Source organism: Halostagnicola sp. A56 (genome assembly GCF_000691505.1).
Lineage (GTDB): Archaea > Halobacteriota > Halobacteria > Halobacteriales > Natrialbaceae > Halostagnicola.
In genome coordinates this window covers 1-17,921 of sequence record NZ_JMIP02000014.1, presented here as the reverse complement: position 1 = coordinate 17,921, position 17,921 = coordinate 1, and the positions used below count along the sequence as shown (strand labels likewise).

Sequence of the window (17,921 nt, the reverse complement as noted above, 5' to 3'; positions counted from 1 at the left end):
GGCCGTTTTTCCAGCGGTGGCACTAACCGGTCGGAACAGTCCGGTCAGAACCGATGGATATCGGTATCGTCGGGCTGCTCACCCGGTCGCGCCTGGGCGGCACAGTCCGCACAGAGCCCGAGCCCGCGGTCGAAGTGTTTCTCGCACACCAGCGCTCCGCAGTTCTCACACCGGGCCTGGGCCGGTCGCGATTCACAGATCTGGCAGAGCCCGCTCACGCTCATACGTCCCCGTAGGGAATCCAGACGCTTGAAACCGCTCCCGGAATCGATCGGTCGCCGGGAATATTCGCGCCGGAAATGAGCCATTGTCCAGTGTCAACAGCTGACACGCAACGAGAAGGCTTTTGCGCTGTGACTCTCTACCGTGGCACATGAGCCGTGACCGGGCCTTACTCGAGCGGGCCCTGGAACGTGGTGAACAGGACGGCGGCAGCGTCGAATTCAAAGAACGACTGCTTCGCGATGTCCACCTCGAGGGCGGGCGACGCGAGAGTCTGGCCGCCCAACTGCGACACCGCGTTCTCTCCGGCGACGGCGAAGCAACGTACGTAGTCGGCGTCACCGACGACGGCGGCCTCGCGGGGATCGACGCGGAGACGTTCTCCGAGTCGATGGACGTCCTCTCCTTGCTCGCCGAGGAGGCCGACTGTCACATCGACGACGTACAGACGTGGGGCGTCGGCTCCGGTACCCAGACCACCGCGGCCGGCACGGATCGATCCAGCCCGAGCGACGACACCGCCTCGTCGAACGACAACGGCCTCGTCGGCGTCGCCCAAATTCGCGAAGGTGCGGTCCTCGAGACCGACGACGAACACGTCGTCGTCGGAACCGCGGGCCACGTCGATCACGGAAAGAGTACGCTCGTGGGCTCGCTCGTAACCGGCAAGCCTGACGACGGCGACGGCGCAACGCGGGCGTTTCTGGACGTCCAGCCCCACGAAGTCGACCGGGGGCTCTCCGCCGACCTCTCCTACGCCGTCTACGGCTTCGACGACGACGGCCCGATCCGCGTCAAGAACCCGAATCGGAAGAGCGACCGCGCCCAGGTCGTCGAGGAGGCCGACCGACTCGTCTCGTTCGTCGACACGGTCGGCCACGAGCCGTGGCTTCGGACGACGATCCGCGGACTGGTCGGCCAGAAACTCGATTACGGCCTGTTAGTCGTCGAGGCCGACGACGGGCCGACGCGGGTCACCCGCGAACACCTCGGCATCCTGCTCGCGACGGAGCTGCCGACCATCGTCGCGATCACCAAGGTCGACGCCGTCGACGACGACCGCGTCGAGGCGGTGACTCGCGAGGTCGAACGGCTGCTCAGAGAAGTCGGCAAGTCCCCGCTCAGCGTCGCGCGCCACGGGATCGACGCCGCGGTCGAGGAGATAGACGATACCGTCGTCCCCATCGTCGCCACCAGCGCGATCACGATGGCGGGACTCGAGACGCTCGACGAATTGTTCGATCGGCTCCCGAAGACGGCGGGCAACGACGGCGAGTTCCGGATGTACGTCGACAGGAGCTACTCGGTGACCGGCGTCGGCGCCGTCGCCTCGGGGACGGTAATGGCGGGATCCGTCGAAGCGGGCGACGAGTTACTGCTCGGGCCGATGCCGGACGGCCGCTTCGAGGCGGTCGAGGTTCGATCGATTGAGATGCACTATCACCGCGTCGATCAGGCCCAGGCGGGTCGGATCGTCGGCATCGCGCTCAAGGGAATCCAGGAGGACGCCATCGAGCGCGGGATGGTTCTCCTCCCCGCCGACGCCGACCCCGAGCCAGTTCGCGAGTTCGAAGCGGAGGTCATGGTCCTCAACCACCCCACTCGGATCGGCGAGGGGTACGAACCGGTCGTCCACCTCGAGACGATCGGCGAAGCCGCCGCCTTCTATCCGGAGGACGGTCGCCTCCTGCCGGGTGACAAAGGGAAGACGACGGTCGAGTTCAAGTTCAGACCGTACCTCGTCGAGGAAGGACAGCGATTCGTCTTCCGCGAGGGCCGCAGCAAGGGCGTCGGCACCGTGACGGGCGTGAATCCGGCGGACTGAGTCGCTCCGGCGAACTGACCCATCTCACGCATCATCTCTTTCTATACCGACCAGAACCGTCAGCGGAGCCGATACCTGTCCGCATCGACCGCGACGAATTCGAGGAGCGCGGCCCACTCGAGGAGCCGTTCGGTGCGTTCGAGCGCCTCCTCGCCGCTCGCTCGAGTCCGAACGCGGTTGCAGACGTCCGCCGGCTCGAGCGGCCGGTCGGCCGCCTCGAGCGTCTCGAGGATCGCTTCGACGCCAACGACCCGCTCCCGAAACGCCGTTCGAAGGGACTCGAGGTCGATCGCTCTCGTTGTTTGCGTGAAGCCATCAGGGTCATCTCTCGCCAACTCCAGCGCCCGGAGGAAGGTCAGCCAGTCCGCGGCCTCGTCGCGCTCCTCGAGGTGCGTGCGGTCGATCAACCACGTACAGCAGTCGATCCCCTCGTCTGGGTGCTCCGGAACCGCCGCTCGAACCGTCGCTACGGCCGCGAGGTCGGCGGGTGGTTCGGGAACTGGTTTGAATCGCATAGCGAGATGCGTAGCAGTGTGAACGGGACGATCAGAGATCGAACGACTCGACGAGCAGCGATTCGTTCGTCTCGCCGACGACGTACGTCGGACCCGAGAGGACGTCGATCGTCACCTTCCCGGGCGCGAACAGATCGGCGGGGACCTCCGAGAAGTCCCACTCGAGGTCGTCGAAGATTTCGGCGAACGGCCGGCCGTGTTCGTCGGCGGCAGTCGAGGGAACGTGCTCGAAGAAATCCGCGTCCTCGCGGACGACGAGGTGTGCCGTGCCGCCGTAGGCCAGCGCGTCGTTCGTGCGGGCGATCGCCTCCCCTTCGTCCCCGGCGACCGGGGCGACCGGCGCTCGGCCGCTTGCCGAGACGATATCTCGCGGATCGTAGCCCAGTTCCGTCAGCCGGAACGTCGCCAGTTCGGCCGCTCTGGCCGCGCTCGTCACGCTGCCGACGAGGCTCCCGGTCGAGTAGGCGAGCAAGAAGACGCCACTCGATTCGACCTCGGCGAGGTCGGCGACCTGCGCTGCCGCCGCTTCCGTTGGTTGCTCGTCGGTTTCGACTGCGAGTGCAGTGAGGTCGAATGCGTCGGTGTAGCCCATCTGACGAAACTCGGTTTCCTCGGCGACCAGCGCTCGAGCGGGGCCGCTTCCGAGTCCGTCGAAATCGTCGGTCGTGAGTTCCCAACTCGCCTTCTGCGAGCAAAGCAGCGCGAGCGCCGGCTGGTCGGTCGAGAGGTCGACGTACGGTACCGGTGCGTCGCCGATGTCGCCCAGCTCGGTGCTCGGGGTCGCTAGACCGGCTGTCTGGATCTCCGTCAGCAATAGTCCGGCTTCGATCCCGCCGTCGAAGTCGATCCCGAAGTCGAGGACCGTCGACTCGTTTTCGAGGTCGTAGCCGCCGATGTTCAACTCTTCGGCGTACTCGAGGGCTTCGTCGACGAGTTCGATCGCCATTCGGTTGAGACTCTCCATAGGGTTCGCTTCACCTGCCTCCCTAAAACAGTTTATCAGTTCGAACCCGGAAACAGCTGACACGTGTCTTGCGTTTAGATCCTTTCGTCGCGACGCCGCTTCGGCGTTGTAAAGCGGTGGATTGGCCGGCAAAATATCGTTTCGGACTCGATCGGCACAATTGACGATCAGGCGACTTCCTCGCGCTCGGCCCGGTCACGTATCACGTCGCGCAGGTCGTCGGCCTCGCGAAGCTCCTCGAGTTCGTCGCGTTCGACCAGCGCCGTGCCGTCGACGGCGTCGCGTTTGGCCCTGTCGACGACGTAGACGGAGTGCGTTCGGGTCACCTGCCCGATCGAACTCATGATCCGGGCGCGCTTTTCGGCCGCTTTCGTAAACTCCGAGTGGCCGGTTAGAAGGACCTCGTTGTCGCCATCGTCTCGATCCTCGCTGATCGCCTTGAACGGGGATCGGAGCGTCGGGTGAACGCTGTAGCCGGCGTTCGACAGCACCGCGACGACCTCCTCGTCGTCGGGGTCGGCGGCCGGGTCCTCGGGAGTCGAGTCGCTCTCGTGGACGTCTTCTGCCCCCTCGAGCACGTCGACCGGACTGGTGAGTTCGGACGTGAACAGTTCCTCTAAGGCCATCGCGACTTCGATGGAAGCGTTCATGCCGTCCTCGTACTTCGAGACGGTGCGCCGGGAGACGCCGAGTTCGTTCGCGAGGCGACCGAGACTCCAGTCGCGGTCCTCGCGCTCGTCGGCGAGCAAGTCGCCGTCGATGTTGACGTACAGGCCGCCGGGTGCGGCGTAGATCAGCGGCGGCACGCCCTCGATGAACAGGTTGTAGGCCGTGTCGGGGCTGAACACCGGAACCCCGTGTCGGAAGTAGACGACGTCGGGTTTGAGGTCCTCGTCGCGACTCCGCAGGCCGATAACGAGCGGCGTCGCGTGAAGGTAGGTTCCGAGCCGTTGCATCTCGTGGCCGGTCGCCCGATTGAACGCGTCGATGTTGCCGAGAATTTTGACGAGCAGGAGGTCGTCGCCGCGGCGTGCTGCGATGTCGAAACTCTTCGGTCGAATCGCACACCGGTCGCTGACCACAAAGCCCGCGTCCTCGAGCATCGCGGTGACGTTGCCGACCAGTGCGGATCGGGACATGGGATAAAGTAAGCGACTGCTTCTACATAAGGGTTGTCCCGCACATCCCCCGTTCCCGTATTGCGTTTTCCCGAAATATCAGAGGTATATTTATATAGTATCGTTCTCCCGATCGAGGGACGTTCGAGGCGCAGTCAGCTAGAATTCGACGGGCGATTCGCGAAACGATCCGGCTCGATGCGCTCGAACGGTGACGGCGCGGCGAGCGTGCCCGGCATCGGCGGCTTTAAGGTCTTCCTGTTCGATTGTCCCAGTATAATGGCACGAGATACCATCTCAACGCCGAACGACGAGGATAGAGGAAGTCGGGGCGACCCGGCTGGATGCGAAATTCCGCGATTCTGAAAATCGCAGTTCATCACTCTTGCCCGTAACACACTCCCCCGAACAGACGATTCCGTCCGACCGTACCGTCCGCCTGCTCGATACGACGCTTCGCGATGGCGAACAAGCACCCGGCGTCTCGCTCTCTCCCGACGAGAAAGTCGAGATCGCTCGAGCGCTCGAGCGCGCGGGCGTTTCGGTTATCGAAGCCGGAAGCGCCTGTACCGGCGCGGGCGAGCGACAGGCGATCTCTCGGGTCACCGACCTCGATCTCGAGGCGCGCGTGACGAGTTTCTGCCGGGGAATCCAGTCGGATATCGACCTCGCGCTCGAGTGTGACGTCGACGGAATCCACCTCGTCGTGCCGGCCAGCGACCGACACGTCGAGGGGAAAGTCGGGACTTCCCGGGAAGATAACCTCGAGAAGACCGCGGAACTGGTCTCCTACGCGAAAGACCACGACCTCTGGGTCGAGGTCATCGGCGAGGACGGCTCGCGCGCGGATCTCGACTACCTCGAGACGCTGGGAGAGACCGCACTCGAGGCCGGTGCCGACCGAACCTGCTTCGCCGACACCGTCGGCCACACGGGCCCGGAACGCACCGCCGAGGCCGTCTCGCGACTCGCAGAACTCGGTCCCGTAAGCGCACACACACACGACGATCTGGGACTGGGCGTCGCGAACGCCCTTTCTGCGATCTCCGCCGGTGCCGACCTCGTTCACTGTACCGTCAACGGACTCGGCGAGCGCGCGGGCAACGTCGCCTTGGAGGAGGTCGCCATCGCGCTCGAGCACGTCTACGACGTCGAGACGCTCGATCTCGAGGAAGTGTACGACCTAGCGCAGGTCTGTTCTCGGGCGACCGGCATTCCGCTCGCGCCGAACAAGGCCGTGATCGGCGAGAACGCCTTCACCCACGAGAGCGGCATCCACACCGACGGCACGCTCAAGGACGACAAGATGTACGAGCCCTACGAGCCCGAAACCGTCGGCCGCGAACGACGACTCGCGCTCGGGAAACACGCCGGCCGCGCGGGCGTGAAAGCCGCGCTCGAGGAACACGGCGTCGACGCGAGCGACGACGAGGTCGCCGACATCGCGACGCGGGTGACCGAACTCGGCGACCGCGGTCGACACGTGACGGACGCGGACCTGCTCGCTATCGCCGAAGACGTCACCGGAACCGAGCGCGAGCGCGTCGTCGAACTGGTCGACATCGCTGCGACCAGCGGGGGTCCGATCCCGACCGCGAGCGTTCGCCTCGACGTCGGCGGCGAGGAACGCGTCGCGAGCGGCACCGGCTCCGGGCCGGTCGACGCCGCCGTCTCCGCCGTCCGCGAGGCGCTCGGCTCCGCGGCCGACGCCGAACTCGAGTCCTATCACGTCGACGCGGTCACGGGCGGCACCGACGCGTCGTGACCGTCGAGGTGACGATGTCTCGGGACGATCGCACCGTCACCGTCGCCCGTAGCGAGGCCGATATTACCCGCGCCAGCGTCGAGGCGATGGTCGACGCGCTCGATCGACTCCTCGAGTCCGATCGACAGGCGCTCGCGATGGCTGACGACTAAGGTTCGGTTCTCGGAACAGTTTCTCTCGATTCGACTGCTCGGCTCGAGTTCCGGTCAGTGAAACCGCCGTTCGGTGATCAGGCCGCGCGGATCGAACAGGTAGACGAACCCCAGAAACAGCGCCATCAGGACGACGAACACCCGAAGAATTTCGACGACCGTGGTCGGTACGCTCGGCTCGAGCGTCGTCGCCATGATGCACGCGACCGCGATCCAGATCGTCCCGACGACGAGTCGTGGGCGTTTGTCCATACCCGATCGTCTCGCTCGAACAACGAGAATCGATCGCCTTTCGCTCGAGCGGGCGGCCGATCAGCGCTTTCGTCTCTCGTGGTTAGCTCTCGCCTTTTCGCGGTCAGCACTCCGGTGGCTATCGCGGTCATCGCTCCCGTTTTCCGCGGTTACTCGAGGCGATACCGCAACAGCGCCGCGATTCCGCCGAGATTCGAGAGCTGTTGGCCCGGCGGGAACTCGCTCGAGAAGACCGTCACCTCGCCGCCTTTCTGTTCTGCGGTGCGGACGATGTCGTCGACGTCGAGCGCCCACTCGCCGTCGGGGCCCCGTTCCTTCCGGAGTTTGTCGTCGAGGATCAGCAGTTCCTCGATCGCGCCGTACTCGGCGGCTTTGCTGACCTCTTCCGGCCCGTAGGCCGCCTTCGCGCCCTCGGCGATCCGGCGAGTGAGTTCGTCGATGGCCTCCGCCTCGCTTTCGATTCTGGTCTCCTGCTGGACGTCAGCGACCGCGCCGCGCTTGAGCACTTCGTGGACGCCCCGGTCGCCGACCGCGGAGGTATCGACCATGGTTATCAGCTCGGTCAGTCCGGCGTTGTTCTTCTCGAAGTGTTTGCGCGCGTCCTGCTTCGTGAACCCCGGACCCGCGAGGATGATCGCGTCGACGTCCATCCGCGAGAGCACCGCCGCGAGTTCGTCGAACAGTTCCGAGCGGTCGCGCGCGAAGTCGCCCTTACCGGTCGGCCCGGAGATCGTCGCCCGCTCTTCGGTGCCGTACTGGGCGACCGTGTGGACGTGTGCGGCCCCTTCCTCGACGGTCGCGATGGCGACGTCCGGATTCTCCGTCGCCTCCTCGGCTTCCTCGAGGCGCGCTTCCTGATCGGGTTTGAACCACTTTTCGATCGAGAGTTCGTCGCGCTCCTCGACGTTCAGCGTGTGGTGAAAGCCGAGTTGGTCCTCGCGCGAGCAGGCGACGATCTCGCCGCCGACGCGCAGGCGGTTGGCGAACTTGTGGAACTCGATGTCCTCGACGGCGATGGCGACCCACATGGGCTCGCGCTCGCCGCCCGTATCCCGCATCTGCTCGTCGTTTCGCTGAATCCGCCGGGTCGTATCGCCCGCGACGCGGTCGCCGGGCTCTAGGACGTACTGCAAGTGCCAGAGGTCGTCGATGCTCTCGGGGACGACCTCGACGCGCTCGCGGCCGCCTTCGACCTGCTCCCGGCTCTTGATCTGCATGGGCGTGTGTTCCGCGGGGGTGGGTAAGTGCTCTGCGATCGATCGAGGTGCAGCGGATGCTCGAAGGCATAGTGGATGCTCGAGGTCGACTCGATTGGACGCAGGCTCGAAATAACACTGTCGAGTACGGGCTCGAGTCGACCCGGTAACATCGATGTCGCCGCCTCGTTTTGTGTCTGGACTGCCTACCGTCGGGTATGAACCAACTCGTCGACGGGGAGTGGCGGACCGATGCGTACGAGACCACCGGGGAGCACGGCTCATTCGAACGCCAGGAGACGAATTTTCGGAACGAGATTCGAAACGAGCCCGACGCCCGATTCCAGCCGGAGGCGGGTCGGTACCACCTGTACGTTTCTTACGCCTGTCCGTGGGCCCACCGAACGCTGCTCGTCCGGTCGCTGAAAGGGCTCGAGGACGCGATTTCGGTGTCGGTCGTCGACCCGTATCGCGACGAGGACGGTTGGCAGTTCACACCGGAGAAAGCGGGCTGTACGCCGGATCACCTGTACGATTCGGACTACCTGCGGGAACTCTACGTCCGCGCCGATCCGGACGCGACCTGTCGCGTGACGGTGCCCGTCCTCTGGGACAAACGCGAGGAGACCATCGTCAACAACGAGTCCGAAGAAATCTTGCGGATGCTCGATACCGAGTTCGACGACATCGCGAACCGGGATGTCGACCTCTATCCGGAGGAGTACCGCGAGGAGGTCGACCGAATCATCGACGACATCTACGAGCCGATCAACAACGGCGTCTATCGGGCTGGCTTCGCAACCGAACAGGAACCGTACGACGAGGCCATCGACGATCTCTTCGGCGCGCTCGGACGCTGGGACGAGGTGCTCTCTGACCAGCGGTACCTCGCCGGCGATCGACTCACGGAGGCAGACATCTGCATGTTCACGACGCTCGTCCGGTTCGATCAGGTCTATCACACCCACTTCATGTGTAACGTGCAGTTCATCCGCGAGTACGAGCACCTCTGGCCGTACCTCCGTGATCTCTATCAGACGCCCGGCGTCGCACAGACGGTCGAGATGGATCACATCACGGAACACTACTACACGACCCACCCCGACGTGACGCCGTCGGGAATCATCGCCCGCGGTCCGGATCTCGATTTCGAGGCCGCACACGATCGCGACGAGCTTCCGGGCGGGCCGCCGACGGAACTGGCCGCCTCGAGCGCCGACGACTGACGGTACAGGTATCGTTCGGCAAGCGGTACGCAGCGAGCGGCGACACGGCGAGAATCTTTTTGACGGCTCCGCGTCGACTCGAGGGCGTGCGACTCGTCCACCACGCCGACGGAGCGCGGGAACCGCTCGCGAGCGATGTCGAGGTTGCGGACGGCCTCGTAAGCCAGACCCGCGGGCTGATGTTCAAGCGATCGATTCCCGACGGATACGCGCTCGCGTTCACCTACGATACCGCGACGGCTCGAGACATCCACATGCTGTTCGTCTTCATGCCGCTCGACGTCGTCTGGGTTCAGGACGACGTCGTCCAGCGCGTCGAGACGCTTCGGCCCTGGCGCGGGTTCGCGAAGGAAACGGCGGACCTGATCGTCGAACTCCCGGCGGGAACCGCGAGCGCGGTCGACGTCGGCGACGAGTTGATTCTCGAGGACGGCTGAATTCCCTGGCCGTTACGGCATTTGTCCAGTTACGACGACGTACTAGTTGTCGGTGTTCTCGAGGATCGTCTGATACTCCTCGAGCCACGGTGGACGATCCGTGTACCGCCACTTGGCCCACTCGGCTTTTTCACCGGCGTAGTACGCTCGATAGGCTTCGACCGGATCTTCGCGTCGATATTCCTCCGGCATGGCCTGCGGTCGCCGAGTTGGCTCCGTCGCCTGGAATTCGATTTCGTCGGGGTCGATCCGCTCGATAACCTGCCAGCTCGCGTGGTCCTCGTCCTTGTCGTAGCGCTCGACGAACTCGGCGTTGAGCGCCGCGGCGTGCTCGCGGAGTCGGAGCCAGTTCGCTCGCGATTCGATCGCCCACCGGGTCACGGGGTGGTCGACGTGGGTCGAGCGATAGAGGAACTCCGCCTCGAGCCCGTTCTCCCGCGCGGCGGTGCACAAGACCTGAGCCGCCTCGAGGAGGAGCTTGTTCACGTGCTGGTCGCAGTGATAGCGAGCGGCCAGCCGCGGGTCGTCGTCGAGCCAGAAGACGTTCATGGGGTCCGTAGACGGCGACGCTGGTTGAGACCGTCGCCTTACGAGTTTGGTCTGTCGCGCAGTTGTGAACGTCGGGAACCGTATCAGTTCGGGCGAACGCAAAATCGCCCTCGAGAGCGTGTACGTTCTCGAGAACGCTGTCGCCGAATCCGTGCTGCCGAGAGCGGACGGGTGCCAGTAAACCCTCCCCAATCGTGTCGGCGATAGCTCTCGGGTGCAGGGCGCTCGTTTCCGTAGACAGTACTAGTTCAGTCGATAGCAGCGGCGTCCGTGATGAGTATCGAAATTTGGTATCGGCTATTACCGTTTTGACCTCCGCAAGTGGCGGGTTGGCGGCCGTTACTCCGACCGCGCTGTCACCGGCTCGAGGGCCAAACCCGGTTGTGGTAGCTGCAACGGTTCTCGAGCGGGTAACCACTACAATACAATCAGTGTTCGGATGTAATTATCCGAGTGCATGGAAGAGCATTCGAATCCCGAGCGATCAGACGGAGAACGATCGAACTCACGCGACGAACGACGAGCGTCCGATCAGCAACGACGAGTATCTGAACAGCGATCTACACCCGCTGTTACCCGACGCCGAGCGCTCCAGACGGGCGCGTTGGCGGGTGCGGGAGCCGTCCTCGGTGCAATCGGATTGGGAACCGGCAGCGTCGCGGCAGCACCAGCGGGGAGTCGACCCGACGATATCATCCACCTCGACTACGACGAGTACGACGACATCAGCGACCTCTACTGGCTGTCCAACGGCGACGTCGACAACATCAATTTCGTCTCCGATCCGGTCTACTCCGGCGAGAGTGCGATCCAGATAGAGGTCAACGGCGACACCCACTGGGGCGCAAATGCCCACTACGAGTTCGAAGACGGCCTGTTCGAACTCAACACCCGCATGCGATTCGCACTCAACACGAACTGGTCGATGGAAGGCCGCGATCCATCGAACTGTCGGCTCTGGAACTGCGCGCTCTCCCTCGGTGAAGCTTCCGCCGGAGGGGACGTCCCTGACGGGACCAACGGCTGGAGCAACCGCATGTACGTGACCAGCCGCGGAACGGACCCCGAAGGCCCGTTTCACCTGCTCTCGGACACCTACCACATCGACGCGGCACAGGATCACAATTACATCATGGACGACGACGAGTACGCCCTCGCCCAGCCGAATATCGTCCCCGGTGTCTGGTACGACTTCGAGAGCTATGTCTGCGTGAACTCGGTCTCCAATGGCGAGGCCAACAGCGACGGTATCGTCCGCTATTGGCTCGACGGCGATCTCATCTTCGAGCGCGAGAACTTCAGCTTCACGTCGGACCTCGGCGACAACATCATCGACACCACGGGCCCCGTCAATCACTACGGCGGCCGCTACGAGGCGCCGAAGGATCTCTTCAGCTACTACGACGATCATTCGATGGCGCTCAACGGCACCTTCGAGTTCGAACCCTGCGGGTCCGGTAACTGTACGACGACCCCTGAAGAGGAGTCGGATACCGAGTTCGATGACGATTCGTCCTCTGATTTGGGGTCGGACGACGAGACGGATTCGGACACCGCCGGCGACGTGAGCGAAGACGATATCGAGGAAGCGCTCTCCGACGCCGGCGTGGAGCTACCGCAGGGGTTCGGTGAGCTGTTCTCGCGGTAGGCCAAGCGCCGAAACCGTAGACCCGAGACGAACTCGACGGTGAAACCCGCTCGAGGCGGTACCGCGAACTGGCCTTCGCCCTCGCCAGTCACGACGGCTCGCGACCGGACAACCGGTCTGACGGGGACACAGAGGTAGCTGAACTGCTCGGAGTTGGGAGGTTACAAAATTTCTGATGGGACCGCCGAGAGTCGAACTCAGGTCCTACGGACCCCATCCGCAGAGGATACCACTACCCCACGGTCCCGCGTATTGACCGATGGGAGTGTAGCGTTTAAGCGTGTCGTTTCACGAAAACCGGACGGCGGCGACTCCGAGGGTCACACGAGTACGCGCTCGAGTTCCACGACGGTCCCCGTCTTGCTCGTAGCGTCACCGACCAGCGTTCCGAGACAAACCGCCGCTCCGTTCCGCGTGTAACAGGCGACGAGCGAACCACGATCTGCGTCCGGGACCTCGAGCACGCCGGGAGCGTACACCGGTGCGCCTTCGGCAACCTCTCGGGCCGCACTGTCGGCGATAACAACTGAAGGAATGTCCTCGAGGATTCGTTCGCCGGGACCGACGAGTTCGAAGAGTGGTTCCGGATCGTCGTCCTCGAGCCAGAAGGCGAGCGCGTCGACGAATTCCTCGGCGGTACAGAGCGTGCCGTCGTCGAACGGTTCCGTCGCCGTTCGACGGAGGTGGCCCATGTGGCCGCCGGTGCCAAGCGCCAATCCGATGTCGTGACAGAGTTTCCTGACGTACGTGCCGCTCTCGCAGCGAATCCGTAACAGAACTTGTCGGTCGGCGGTTTCGAGCACCTCGAGGTCATACAGTTCGCGAACGCGCAGGCGACGCGAGACGGCGCTTTTCCGAGGGGGTTTCTGGTAGATCGGTCCCTCGAACTCCTCGATGACGGACTCGACGTCCGAGGGGACCGGCGCGTGGGTCTCGAGGACGGCGACGTACTCCTTTTGGCCCTCGAGAAACGCCTGGGCGAGGCGGGTCGCGTCTCCGAGCATGACCGGGAGGCAGCCGGTGACTTTCGGATCGAGCGTCCCCGCGTGGGCCGCGCGATCGATCGACGTTTCGGCGTCGGCCCGCTCGAGCGAGTCGGCGACTGCGTCGCGGAGCCAGCCGCTCACCTGGTGAGAGGACGGCCCGGGCGGTTTGTCGAGGTTGACGACGCCGAAGCTAAGCAACTCGGTGGGAGAGCGGTCGTCCGGTGGGCCACGGAGCGCCATCAAAACTCGGCGTCCAGTTCGATCGGGGCCTTCCCTTCGTCCCCCTGTCGGTCGTATTCGTCGACCGCGGTCACGAGCATGTCGAGGACGGCGTCGGGCTCCCACCGGGCGGTGTTGACCGAGAGATCGTAGATCGTCAGATCGCGGATATCGATCCCGTAGTACTCCTGATAGCGCTGGGCTTCGCTGGCTTCTCGAGCCTGCGTTTCCTCAGTCGCCCGTTCCGGGTCTTTCCCCTCTCGCTCGGCGATCCGCTCGCCGCGAACGCTCGCCGGAGCGTCGAGCCAGAACCGGAAGTCCGCAGCGTCACCAGCGAGCCAGCCCGCGAGTCGCGACTCGAGGACGAGGTCGTCTTCCTCGATCGCGATCTCGCGGAGTCGCCGATCCAAATCGCGGTCGATGTCGTCGTTTTCCTCGGCGAGTTTGTTGAACTCGAGGGGCGTATAGCCGCGTTCGTCCGCGAGTTCTCGGAAGATATCACCGCCGCTCACGTGCGAGAGATCGAAGGCGTCGGCAAGCAACTCAGCTGTCGTGCTCTTTCCGCTTCCCGGCGGTCCGGAGACGGTGAGTAACATATCTCACCTCCTCGCTACCGGGTAAAATGGGTTTTGAATCGGACGCGATAAAGCCGGAGAGAGGAACACTCGAGCGACGATGGTCGAAGCCGAGACGGGATACTCGGTGTCAATCGGTCGATCGGCGTAAAAACGAATGCCGTCGTTTCTGTCCTCTTCAGGTACCCGTAGGCGTCATGTCGATGTTGAGCGCTTTCCGCAGCAACTGCGTGATGCTCATCGAGCAGAGGAAGTACCAGACGATCCATCCCATCATCGGTCCGAGGATGCCCTGTTTCAACCGGATCTCACCGACCAGCGGCATGATGACGTACTGCTCGGCGCCCTGGAGGTTCGAGACCCTCCAGTACATCCAGAGGAACAGCGGAATCGTAAAGAGCATGATCCAGACCATCGGACGGAACTGCTCTTTGAACATGCCCAGATTATCCGCCATGGCTTCCATCTGTTCCTCACGAGCCTTCTCCATCTCGTTTTCGAGCGCCTCGAGTTCCGCTTCGCTCGCACCGCGTTCTTCGGCTTCTTTCTTGCGCTCGCGAACGTCCTTCTGTTTCTCCTGTACCGCGTTCAGTCGCTCCTGGTACTTGCCGATGCGCTCGGTGTTCATCAGGTTCGCCTGAAGCAGGGTCGAGTAGAGACCGGTTAGCATCGCGACGGCGATGATCACCGCGTAGAACGGAAGTGCGGCATCGAGCGGCCCGAAGATCGTATCGACGGCTCGCCCGACCGCGTCCCCGATCGAGTTGATCCAGTAGCCGAACATCAACAGGAGAGAGGCGGCACCGGCCATCTTGTCCCACTGGGACCACTTGGACCCTTCTTCGTCGATATCGACGTCCGGCACGTCGAGTCCACCGGCGTCGCCATCGCCGTCTAACGCCTCGTCGTAGGCGTCCCGATTCGCGATTTCGAATCCCTCGTCGCCATCAACCAGAATACCCTTCTCGATCAGCCGGCCCCACTGCCCGCTCGAGAGATCGTCGCTGACGTCCGACCACTCGACCTCTCCCCCGTTTCGATCCGCCGTTTCGCGGATCGACTCGAGGGCGTCGGCCATCGAAGCGTCCTCGCGGACGAGAGTGTCGATTTTATCGGCTGTGCGAGTCATCTATTCGCCCTTTGGGCGGTCCGATATACAAGTGTTTTTCTTCGAATATCGGACGGCCGATCGACGGCGCGCGATGTGGCTCACCGTAGCGAAGACGGATCGACACTCAGTAGCTGACAGCCATCAGGTGGCCGACTCGATCGTCTCTCTGACGTCGTCCCAGACCTGATCCGGCGTTTTCTCCCCGTCGACGCGCTCGAGCAGGTCCGCCTCTTCGTAGTGTTCGATCACCGGCTCGGTGTTCTCGCGATACACCCGAAGCCGTTCTTTGACGGTCTCTTCGGTGTCGTCGTCCCGCTGGACGAGCCGTGCTTCGACGTCGTCGTCTTCCGGCGGGTTGTACTCGACGTGATAGATGTCGCCGGTCTCCGGGTCCAGACGTCGGCCGGTGAGGCGGTGGACGAGTTCGTCTTCGCTCACGTCGAGCATGAGCGCGAGGTCGAGTTCCGTCATCGACTCGAGTTCAGACGCCTGCTTGAGGTTTCGCGGATAGCCGTCGAGAACGAACCCGTCGGCCTGGGACAGCGCTTCGTCGACGATCTCGTTGACGACCTCGTCGGGGACGAGCTCGCCGGCGTTCATGTACTCGCCCGGCGTGTCGTACTCGAGGCCGAGGTGGGAGATGTCCATCTCCTTGTTCGCTCGTAGCGCGTCCCCGGTCGTGATGTGCTCGATGTCGAAGTGATCGGTAATGTTCGCACTCTGTGTGCCTTTCCCTGCCCCGGGCGCACCCAGGATCAAAATTCGTGGCGATGCCATATCGAGCAGTACCGCACCGTCGCATAAAGGCTTAAAGAAACGAGCACGTGAGACGAGTGTGACCAGATTCGACGCGTCCGACCCCAAATCTCGGCGTTCGCTGTACGTCGATGCGATTGCCGCTCATCGGGATCGAGGGAGCCAGTTCCTCACGATTGAAGTCGACGAGAGCGCGCTCGGTGAGAACCCGGAGACCGCCGATCTCGGCGTCCCATGGCTCCAGTTTGCAGAGGGCATCGTAAACCTCGATTGCACAGATGACGAACTCGAGCGGCTGAAATCACTCCTCTCCGAGTTTCCCGCGTTTAGCATCGACGAGCTGACCCGTCCAGAAGACACTGACGGTGTGAACGTGCGCGTGAGTGCGGCCGCCGATCCGGATCGAATCGCGCAGTTTCTCGAGAGGGTGATTCAAACCGTCTACGCGTTTCCCGACACGACGAGAGTCTGGGTCGTCGAACTGTAGAAACAGTGATACGACAGCCCGAGCGTGCGCTAGCGCGCAGTCGAACGATGTTTGACAGTTCGCGCGCTGGACACGGGAGGTCGTCGAGAGCGAATACTCGAGGGTGCCGGAACAGGCACGGCATTCATGGCCCGAACATCTTCGCCTCAATGGCCGGCTCGAGCGGTAATACGTAGTTTCTCTCCGAAATGAGTGGTTCAAGAGCGACAGAAAAAAGACCCGTGGGTCAAAGAAAGACTCACGGACACCGTGGAGCACACTCCCGTCGACGTGACACGGAGGACCGCTTCGGCGTGCGTGGGGCGCGGGAAGCGTTTCCAAATAGATAAGTGCTCCCAGCGTGCATCGTCCGACATATACTCGGTATACAACAGAGGTGAATACAATCTACAGCGCACTTCCAACTCCGACTCCACTGCAGATGGGTTCCGGTGCTGGAGAGATGACACGTGTGGACGTGTTCGAGGAGATCTTCCTCGTCTTTCTAGCACTCGGCACGCTCGTCGGTGTTCTCGTCGTCGCGTATACACTGTACAACGCGTACAAGTATCGTGATACGGGAGACCAAGCCGACGACGAAAATCTGCCGGCACTCGGAGAACTTCCGACGGGCGGCGGCAGCGGCAAAAAACTATTCGTCTCGTTCGCGCTGAGTGCAGCGGTCGTCATCGCACTCATCGCCTGGACGTACGGGATGCTTCTCTACGTCGAGGACGGACCCGACGAACTCGACGAAGACGCGGTTCAGGTCGACGTACAGGGCCAGACCTTCAGCTGGACCTACCAGTACGAAAACGGCCTCGAGCCCAGCGAACTGGTCGTTCCGGCCGGTGAACCAGTCTCGTTAAACGTGACGTCGAGAGACGTCTGGCACACCTTTGGGATAAGTCAAGAGCGGGTGAAAGCCGACGCAATCCCCGGTGAACACGATGAAACATGGTTCACCGCCGACGAAGCGGGTACGTACGAAGGTGCAATCGAATGCTTCGAACTGTGTGGTCCGGGCCACTCCGATATGACGGGCGATCTGATCGTCTACGAACAGGACCGATACGAGGAGTGGGTCGACGAGCAGTTCACTCTCAACATCACGCTCCAAGACGGAAACGAGGAGCGAGTGACCAGCGGCGTCGACGAGCTCACGCTCGAGCACACCGAAGAAGACGGTCACGACTACTCCTACGACGGTTCCGAGTTCGAGAACGGCTCGATAACGATCAACGAGATCGATCAGGGCGGCACCTACAACCTCACGATCACGCCGACGGACGACTCCGAGTTCGAGTCGGTCGAGGAGGAACTCGACTTCACCGGACCGGCCGAGGAGACGTACACGCTCGAGTCGCCGAACGCCTCGAGCGAGGAATCAGGAGGTAACAATGGAGGAGACGACACCGGAAGCGACGAACAGGGAGGTGAGAACTAATGAGTGATCTGCCGCCGAAAACGTCCATCAAACGCTGGCTCGTTACGACGAACCACAAGGACGTCGGCATACTGTATCTCGTCACGGCGCTGTTCTTCTTCGTCCTCGGAGGGCTGCTCGCGCTGGTGTTCCGCGTCCATCTCTGGGAGTCCGGCGGAACCGGCCTCCTCTCGAGCAGCGGCTACAACCAGGCAGTGTCGGCCCACGGGCTGTTGATGGTGTTCTGGTTCCTCTCACCGATCGCGAGCGGACTCGCGAACTACTTCGTCCCGCTACAGATCGGAGCCAAGGACCTCGCGTTCCCTCGATTGAACGCGTTGAGCTACTGGTTCTATCTGTTCTCCGGACTGCTATTTGCCATCTCGTTCTTCCAGGGTGGAACGTACGCAGGCGGGTGGACGATGTACGCCCCCCTGAACGTGCCAACGTATACGCCGGCAGTTCAGGCGACGACTGGCGGGACGGCGACCATCTTCGCGTTGATACTGTTCG

At 63.1% G+C, this 17,921-nt stretch carries 18 protein-coding genes, 1 tRNA gene and 1 pseudogene; 8 read left to right on the top strand and 12 right to left on the bottom strand.

The annotated features are described in order from the left end of the window. Positions 1–44: 44 nt before the first annotated feature. The gene (locus tag EL22_RS01860) at positions 45–224 is read right to left on the bottom strand and encodes a B-box zinc finger protein (protein ID WP_050049898.1); all 180 of its coding nucleotides are present in this window, start codon (positions 222–224) and stop codon (positions 45–47) included. A 149-nt stretch (positions 225–373) separates the two neighbouring features. On the opposite strand from EL22_RS01860, the gene EL22_RS01855 reads away from it, so the two are divergent. Then, a complete protein-coding gene (locus EL22_RS01855; protein ID WP_050049897.1) occupies positions 374–2,047 on the top strand; it encodes a GTPBP1 family GTP-binding protein in 1,674 nt (557 codons plus the stop codon). Positions 2,048–2,106: 59 nt separating this feature from the next. On the opposite strand, the gene EL22_RS01850 is transcribed toward EL22_RS01855, so the two are convergent. From EL22_RS01850 to EL22_RS01840, 3 genes are all read right to left on the bottom strand, one after another. After that, positions 2,107–2,562: a hypothetical protein gene (locus tag EL22_RS01850; RefSeq protein ID WP_050049896.1), complete on the bottom strand. Its 456-nt coding sequence runs from the start codon at positions 2,560–2,562 to the stop codon at positions 2,107–2,109. 31 nt (positions 2,563–2,593) lie between these two features. Further along, positions 2,594–3,526, bottom strand: coding sequence for a methenyltetrahydromethanopterin cyclohydrolase (gene mch, locus EL22_RS01845; protein ID WP_050049895.1), 933 nt, complete (start codon positions 3,524–3,526; stop codon positions 2,594–2,596). A 167-nt stretch (positions 3,527–3,693) separates the two neighbouring features. Next, the gene (locus tag EL22_RS01840) at positions 3,694–4,665 is read right to left on the bottom strand and encodes a transcriptional regulator (RefSeq protein WP_050049894.1); all 972 of its coding nucleotides are present in this window, start codon (positions 4,663–4,665) and stop codon (positions 3,694–3,696) included. 364 nt (positions 4,666–5,029) lie between these two features. Here EL22_RS01840 and EL22_RS01835 point away from each other — a divergent pair. Beyond that, positions 5,030–6,561: pseudogene (locus EL22_RS01835) on the top strand ((R)-citramalate synthase). A gap of 54 nt (positions 6,562–6,615) precedes the next feature. Here the strand turns inward: EL22_RS01835 and EL22_RS01830 are convergent. Together EL22_RS01830 and EL22_RS01825 are read right to left on the bottom strand one after the other, a co-directional pair. Continuing rightward, the gene (locus EL22_RS01830; protein WP_050049893.1) at positions 6,616–6,813 is read right to left on the bottom strand and encodes a hypothetical protein; all 198 of its coding nucleotides are present in this window, start codon (positions 6,811–6,813) and stop codon (positions 6,616–6,618) included. 149 nt (positions 6,814–6,962) lie between these two features. Further along, positions 6,963–8,030 (bottom strand): mRNA surveillance protein pelota, encoded by a 1,068-nt coding sequence (locus EL22_RS01825; RefSeq protein WP_050049892.1) that lies wholly within the window; start codon positions 8,028–8,030, stop codon positions 6,963–6,965. 197 nt (positions 8,031–8,227) lie between these two features. On the opposite strand from EL22_RS01825, the gene EL22_RS01820 reads away from it, so the two are divergent. Continuing rightward, the gene (locus EL22_RS01820; RefSeq protein WP_050049891.1) at positions 8,228–9,235 is read left to right on the top strand and encodes a glutathione S-transferase family protein; all 1,008 of its coding nucleotides are present in this window, start codon (positions 8,228–8,230) and stop codon (positions 9,233–9,235) included. A gap of 86 nt (positions 9,236–9,321) precedes the next feature. Further along, positions 9,322–9,672 carry a DUF192 domain-containing protein gene (locus EL22_RS01815; RefSeq protein ID WP_050049890.1) on the top strand — a complete coding sequence of 117 codons (351 nt, stop codon included), beginning with the start codon at positions 9,322–9,324 and terminating at the stop codon, positions 9,670–9,672. 42 nt (positions 9,673–9,714) lie between these two features. Here the strand turns inward: EL22_RS01815 and EL22_RS01810 are convergent, their stop codons facing one another. Then, complete coding sequence (locus EL22_RS01810) at positions 9,715–10,221, bottom strand: hypothetical protein (protein ID WP_050049889.1); 507 nt, start codon at positions 10,219–10,221, stop codon at positions 9,715–9,717. Between the two features lie 604 nt (positions 10,222–10,825). Between EL22_RS01810 and EL22_RS01805 the strand changes: the two genes are divergently transcribed. After that, on the top strand, positions 10,826–11,869 hold the full coding sequence (locus EL22_RS01805) for a hypothetical protein (RefSeq protein WP_343123178.1): 1,044 nt from the start codon (positions 10,826–10,828) through the stop codon (positions 11,867–11,869). A gap of 176 nt (positions 11,870–12,045) precedes the next feature. Here the strand turns inward: EL22_RS01805 and EL22_RS01800 are convergent. The 5 genes from EL22_RS01800 to EL22_RS01780 form a co-directional block, all read right to left on the bottom strand. Continuing rightward, positions 12,046–12,116 (bottom strand) — tRNA-Pro (locus EL22_RS01800). A 73-nt stretch (positions 12,117–12,189) separates the two neighbouring features. After that, positions 12,190–13,095 carry an RNA-guided pseudouridylation complex pseudouridine synthase subunit Cbf5 gene (locus tag EL22_RS01795; RefSeq protein WP_050049888.1) on the bottom strand — a complete coding sequence of 302 codons (906 nt, stop codon included), beginning with the start codon at positions 13,093–13,095 and terminating at the stop codon, positions 12,190–12,192. Next, a complete protein-coding gene (gene cmk / locus EL22_RS01790; RefSeq protein WP_050049887.1) occupies positions 13,095–13,670 on the bottom strand; it encodes a (d)CMP kinase in 576 nt (191 codons plus the stop codon). Before cmk ends, EL22_RS01795 begins: the two co-directional genes overlap by 1 nt. A 157-nt stretch (positions 13,671–13,827) precedes the next feature. Next, entirely contained in the window at positions 13,828–14,778 is a 951-nt protein-coding gene (locus EL22_RS01785; RefSeq protein ID WP_050049886.1) for a DUF106 domain-containing protein, read from the bottom strand. 123 nt (positions 14,779–14,901) lie between these two features. Next, on the bottom strand, positions 14,902–15,537 hold the full coding sequence (locus EL22_RS01780) for an adenylate kinase (RefSeq protein ID WP_050049885.1): 636 nt from the start codon (positions 15,535–15,537) through the stop codon (positions 14,902–14,904). A gap of 58 nt (positions 15,538–15,595) precedes the next feature. Here EL22_RS01780 and EL22_RS01775 point away from each other — a divergent pair, with 58 nt between their 5' ends. The 3 genes from EL22_RS01775 to EL22_RS01765 all read left to right on the top strand — a co-directional run. Further along, complete coding sequence (locus EL22_RS01775; RefSeq protein ID WP_050049884.1) at positions 15,596–16,003, top strand: hypothetical protein; 408 nt, start codon at positions 15,596–15,598, stop codon at positions 16,001–16,003. 376 nt (positions 16,004–16,379) lie between these two features. Further along, complete coding sequence (gene coxB / locus EL22_RS01770) at positions 16,380–17,429, top strand: cytochrome c oxidase subunit II (protein ID WP_050049883.1); 1,050 nt, start codon at positions 16,380–16,382, stop codon at positions 17,427–17,429. After that, positions 17,429–17,921 (top strand): cbb3-type cytochrome c oxidase subunit I (locus tag EL22_RS01765; protein ID WP_197075823.1); only part of this gene is annotated, 493 nt, incomplete at its 3' end. The genes coxB and EL22_RS01765, both read left to right, overlap by 1 nt.

Excerpts from the sequence above, each read along its gene's own strand:
- EL22_RS01860 (WP_050049898.1), bottom strand. The coding sequence starts at position 224 with ATGAGCGTGAGCGGGCTCTGCCAGATCTGTGAATCGCGACCGGCCCAG.
- EL22_RS01855 (WP_050049897.1), top strand. The coding sequence starts at position 374 with ATGAGCCGTGACCGGGCCTTACTCGAGCGGGCCCTGGAACGTGGTGAA.
- EL22_RS01850 (WP_050049896.1), bottom strand. The coding sequence starts at position 2,562 with ATGCGATTCAAACCAGTTCCCGAACCACCCGCCGACCTCGCGGCCGTA.
- mch (WP_050049895.1), bottom strand. The coding sequence starts at position 3,526 with ATGGAGAGTCTCAACCGAATGGCGATCGAACTCGTCGACGAAGCCCTC.
- EL22_RS01840 (WP_050049894.1), bottom strand. The coding sequence starts at position 4,665 with ATGTCCCGATCCGCACTGGTCGGCAACGTCACCGCGATGCTCGAGGAC.
- EL22_RS01830 (WP_050049893.1), bottom strand. The coding sequence starts at position 6,813 with ATGGACAAACGCCCACGACTCGTCGTCGGGACGATCTGGATCGCGGTC.
- EL22_RS01825 (WP_050049892.1), bottom strand. The coding sequence starts at position 8,030 with ATGCAGATCAAGAGCCGGGAGCAGGTCGAAGGCGGCCGCGAGCGCGTC.
- EL22_RS01820 (WP_050049891.1), top strand. The coding sequence starts at position 8,228 with ATGAACCAACTCGTCGACGGGGAGTGGCGGACCGATGCGTACGAGACC.
- EL22_RS01810 (WP_050049889.1), bottom strand. The coding sequence starts at position 10,221 with ATGAACGTCTTCTGGCTCGACGACGACCCGCGGCTGGCCGCTCGCTAT.
- EL22_RS01795 (WP_050049888.1), bottom strand. The coding sequence starts at position 13,095 with ATGGCGCTCCGTGGCCCACCGGACGACCGCTCTCCCACCGAGTTGCTT.
- cmk (WP_050049887.1), bottom strand. The coding sequence starts at position 13,670 with ATGTTACTCACCGTCTCCGGACCGCCGGGAAGCGGAAAGAGCACGACA.
- EL22_RS01785 (WP_050049886.1), bottom strand. The coding sequence starts at position 14,778 with ATGACTCGCACAGCCGATAAAATCGACACTCTCGTCCGCGAGGACGCT.
- EL22_RS01780 (WP_050049885.1), bottom strand. The coding sequence starts at position 15,537 with ATGGCATCGCCACGAATTTTGATCCTGGGTGCGCCCGGGGCAGGGAAA.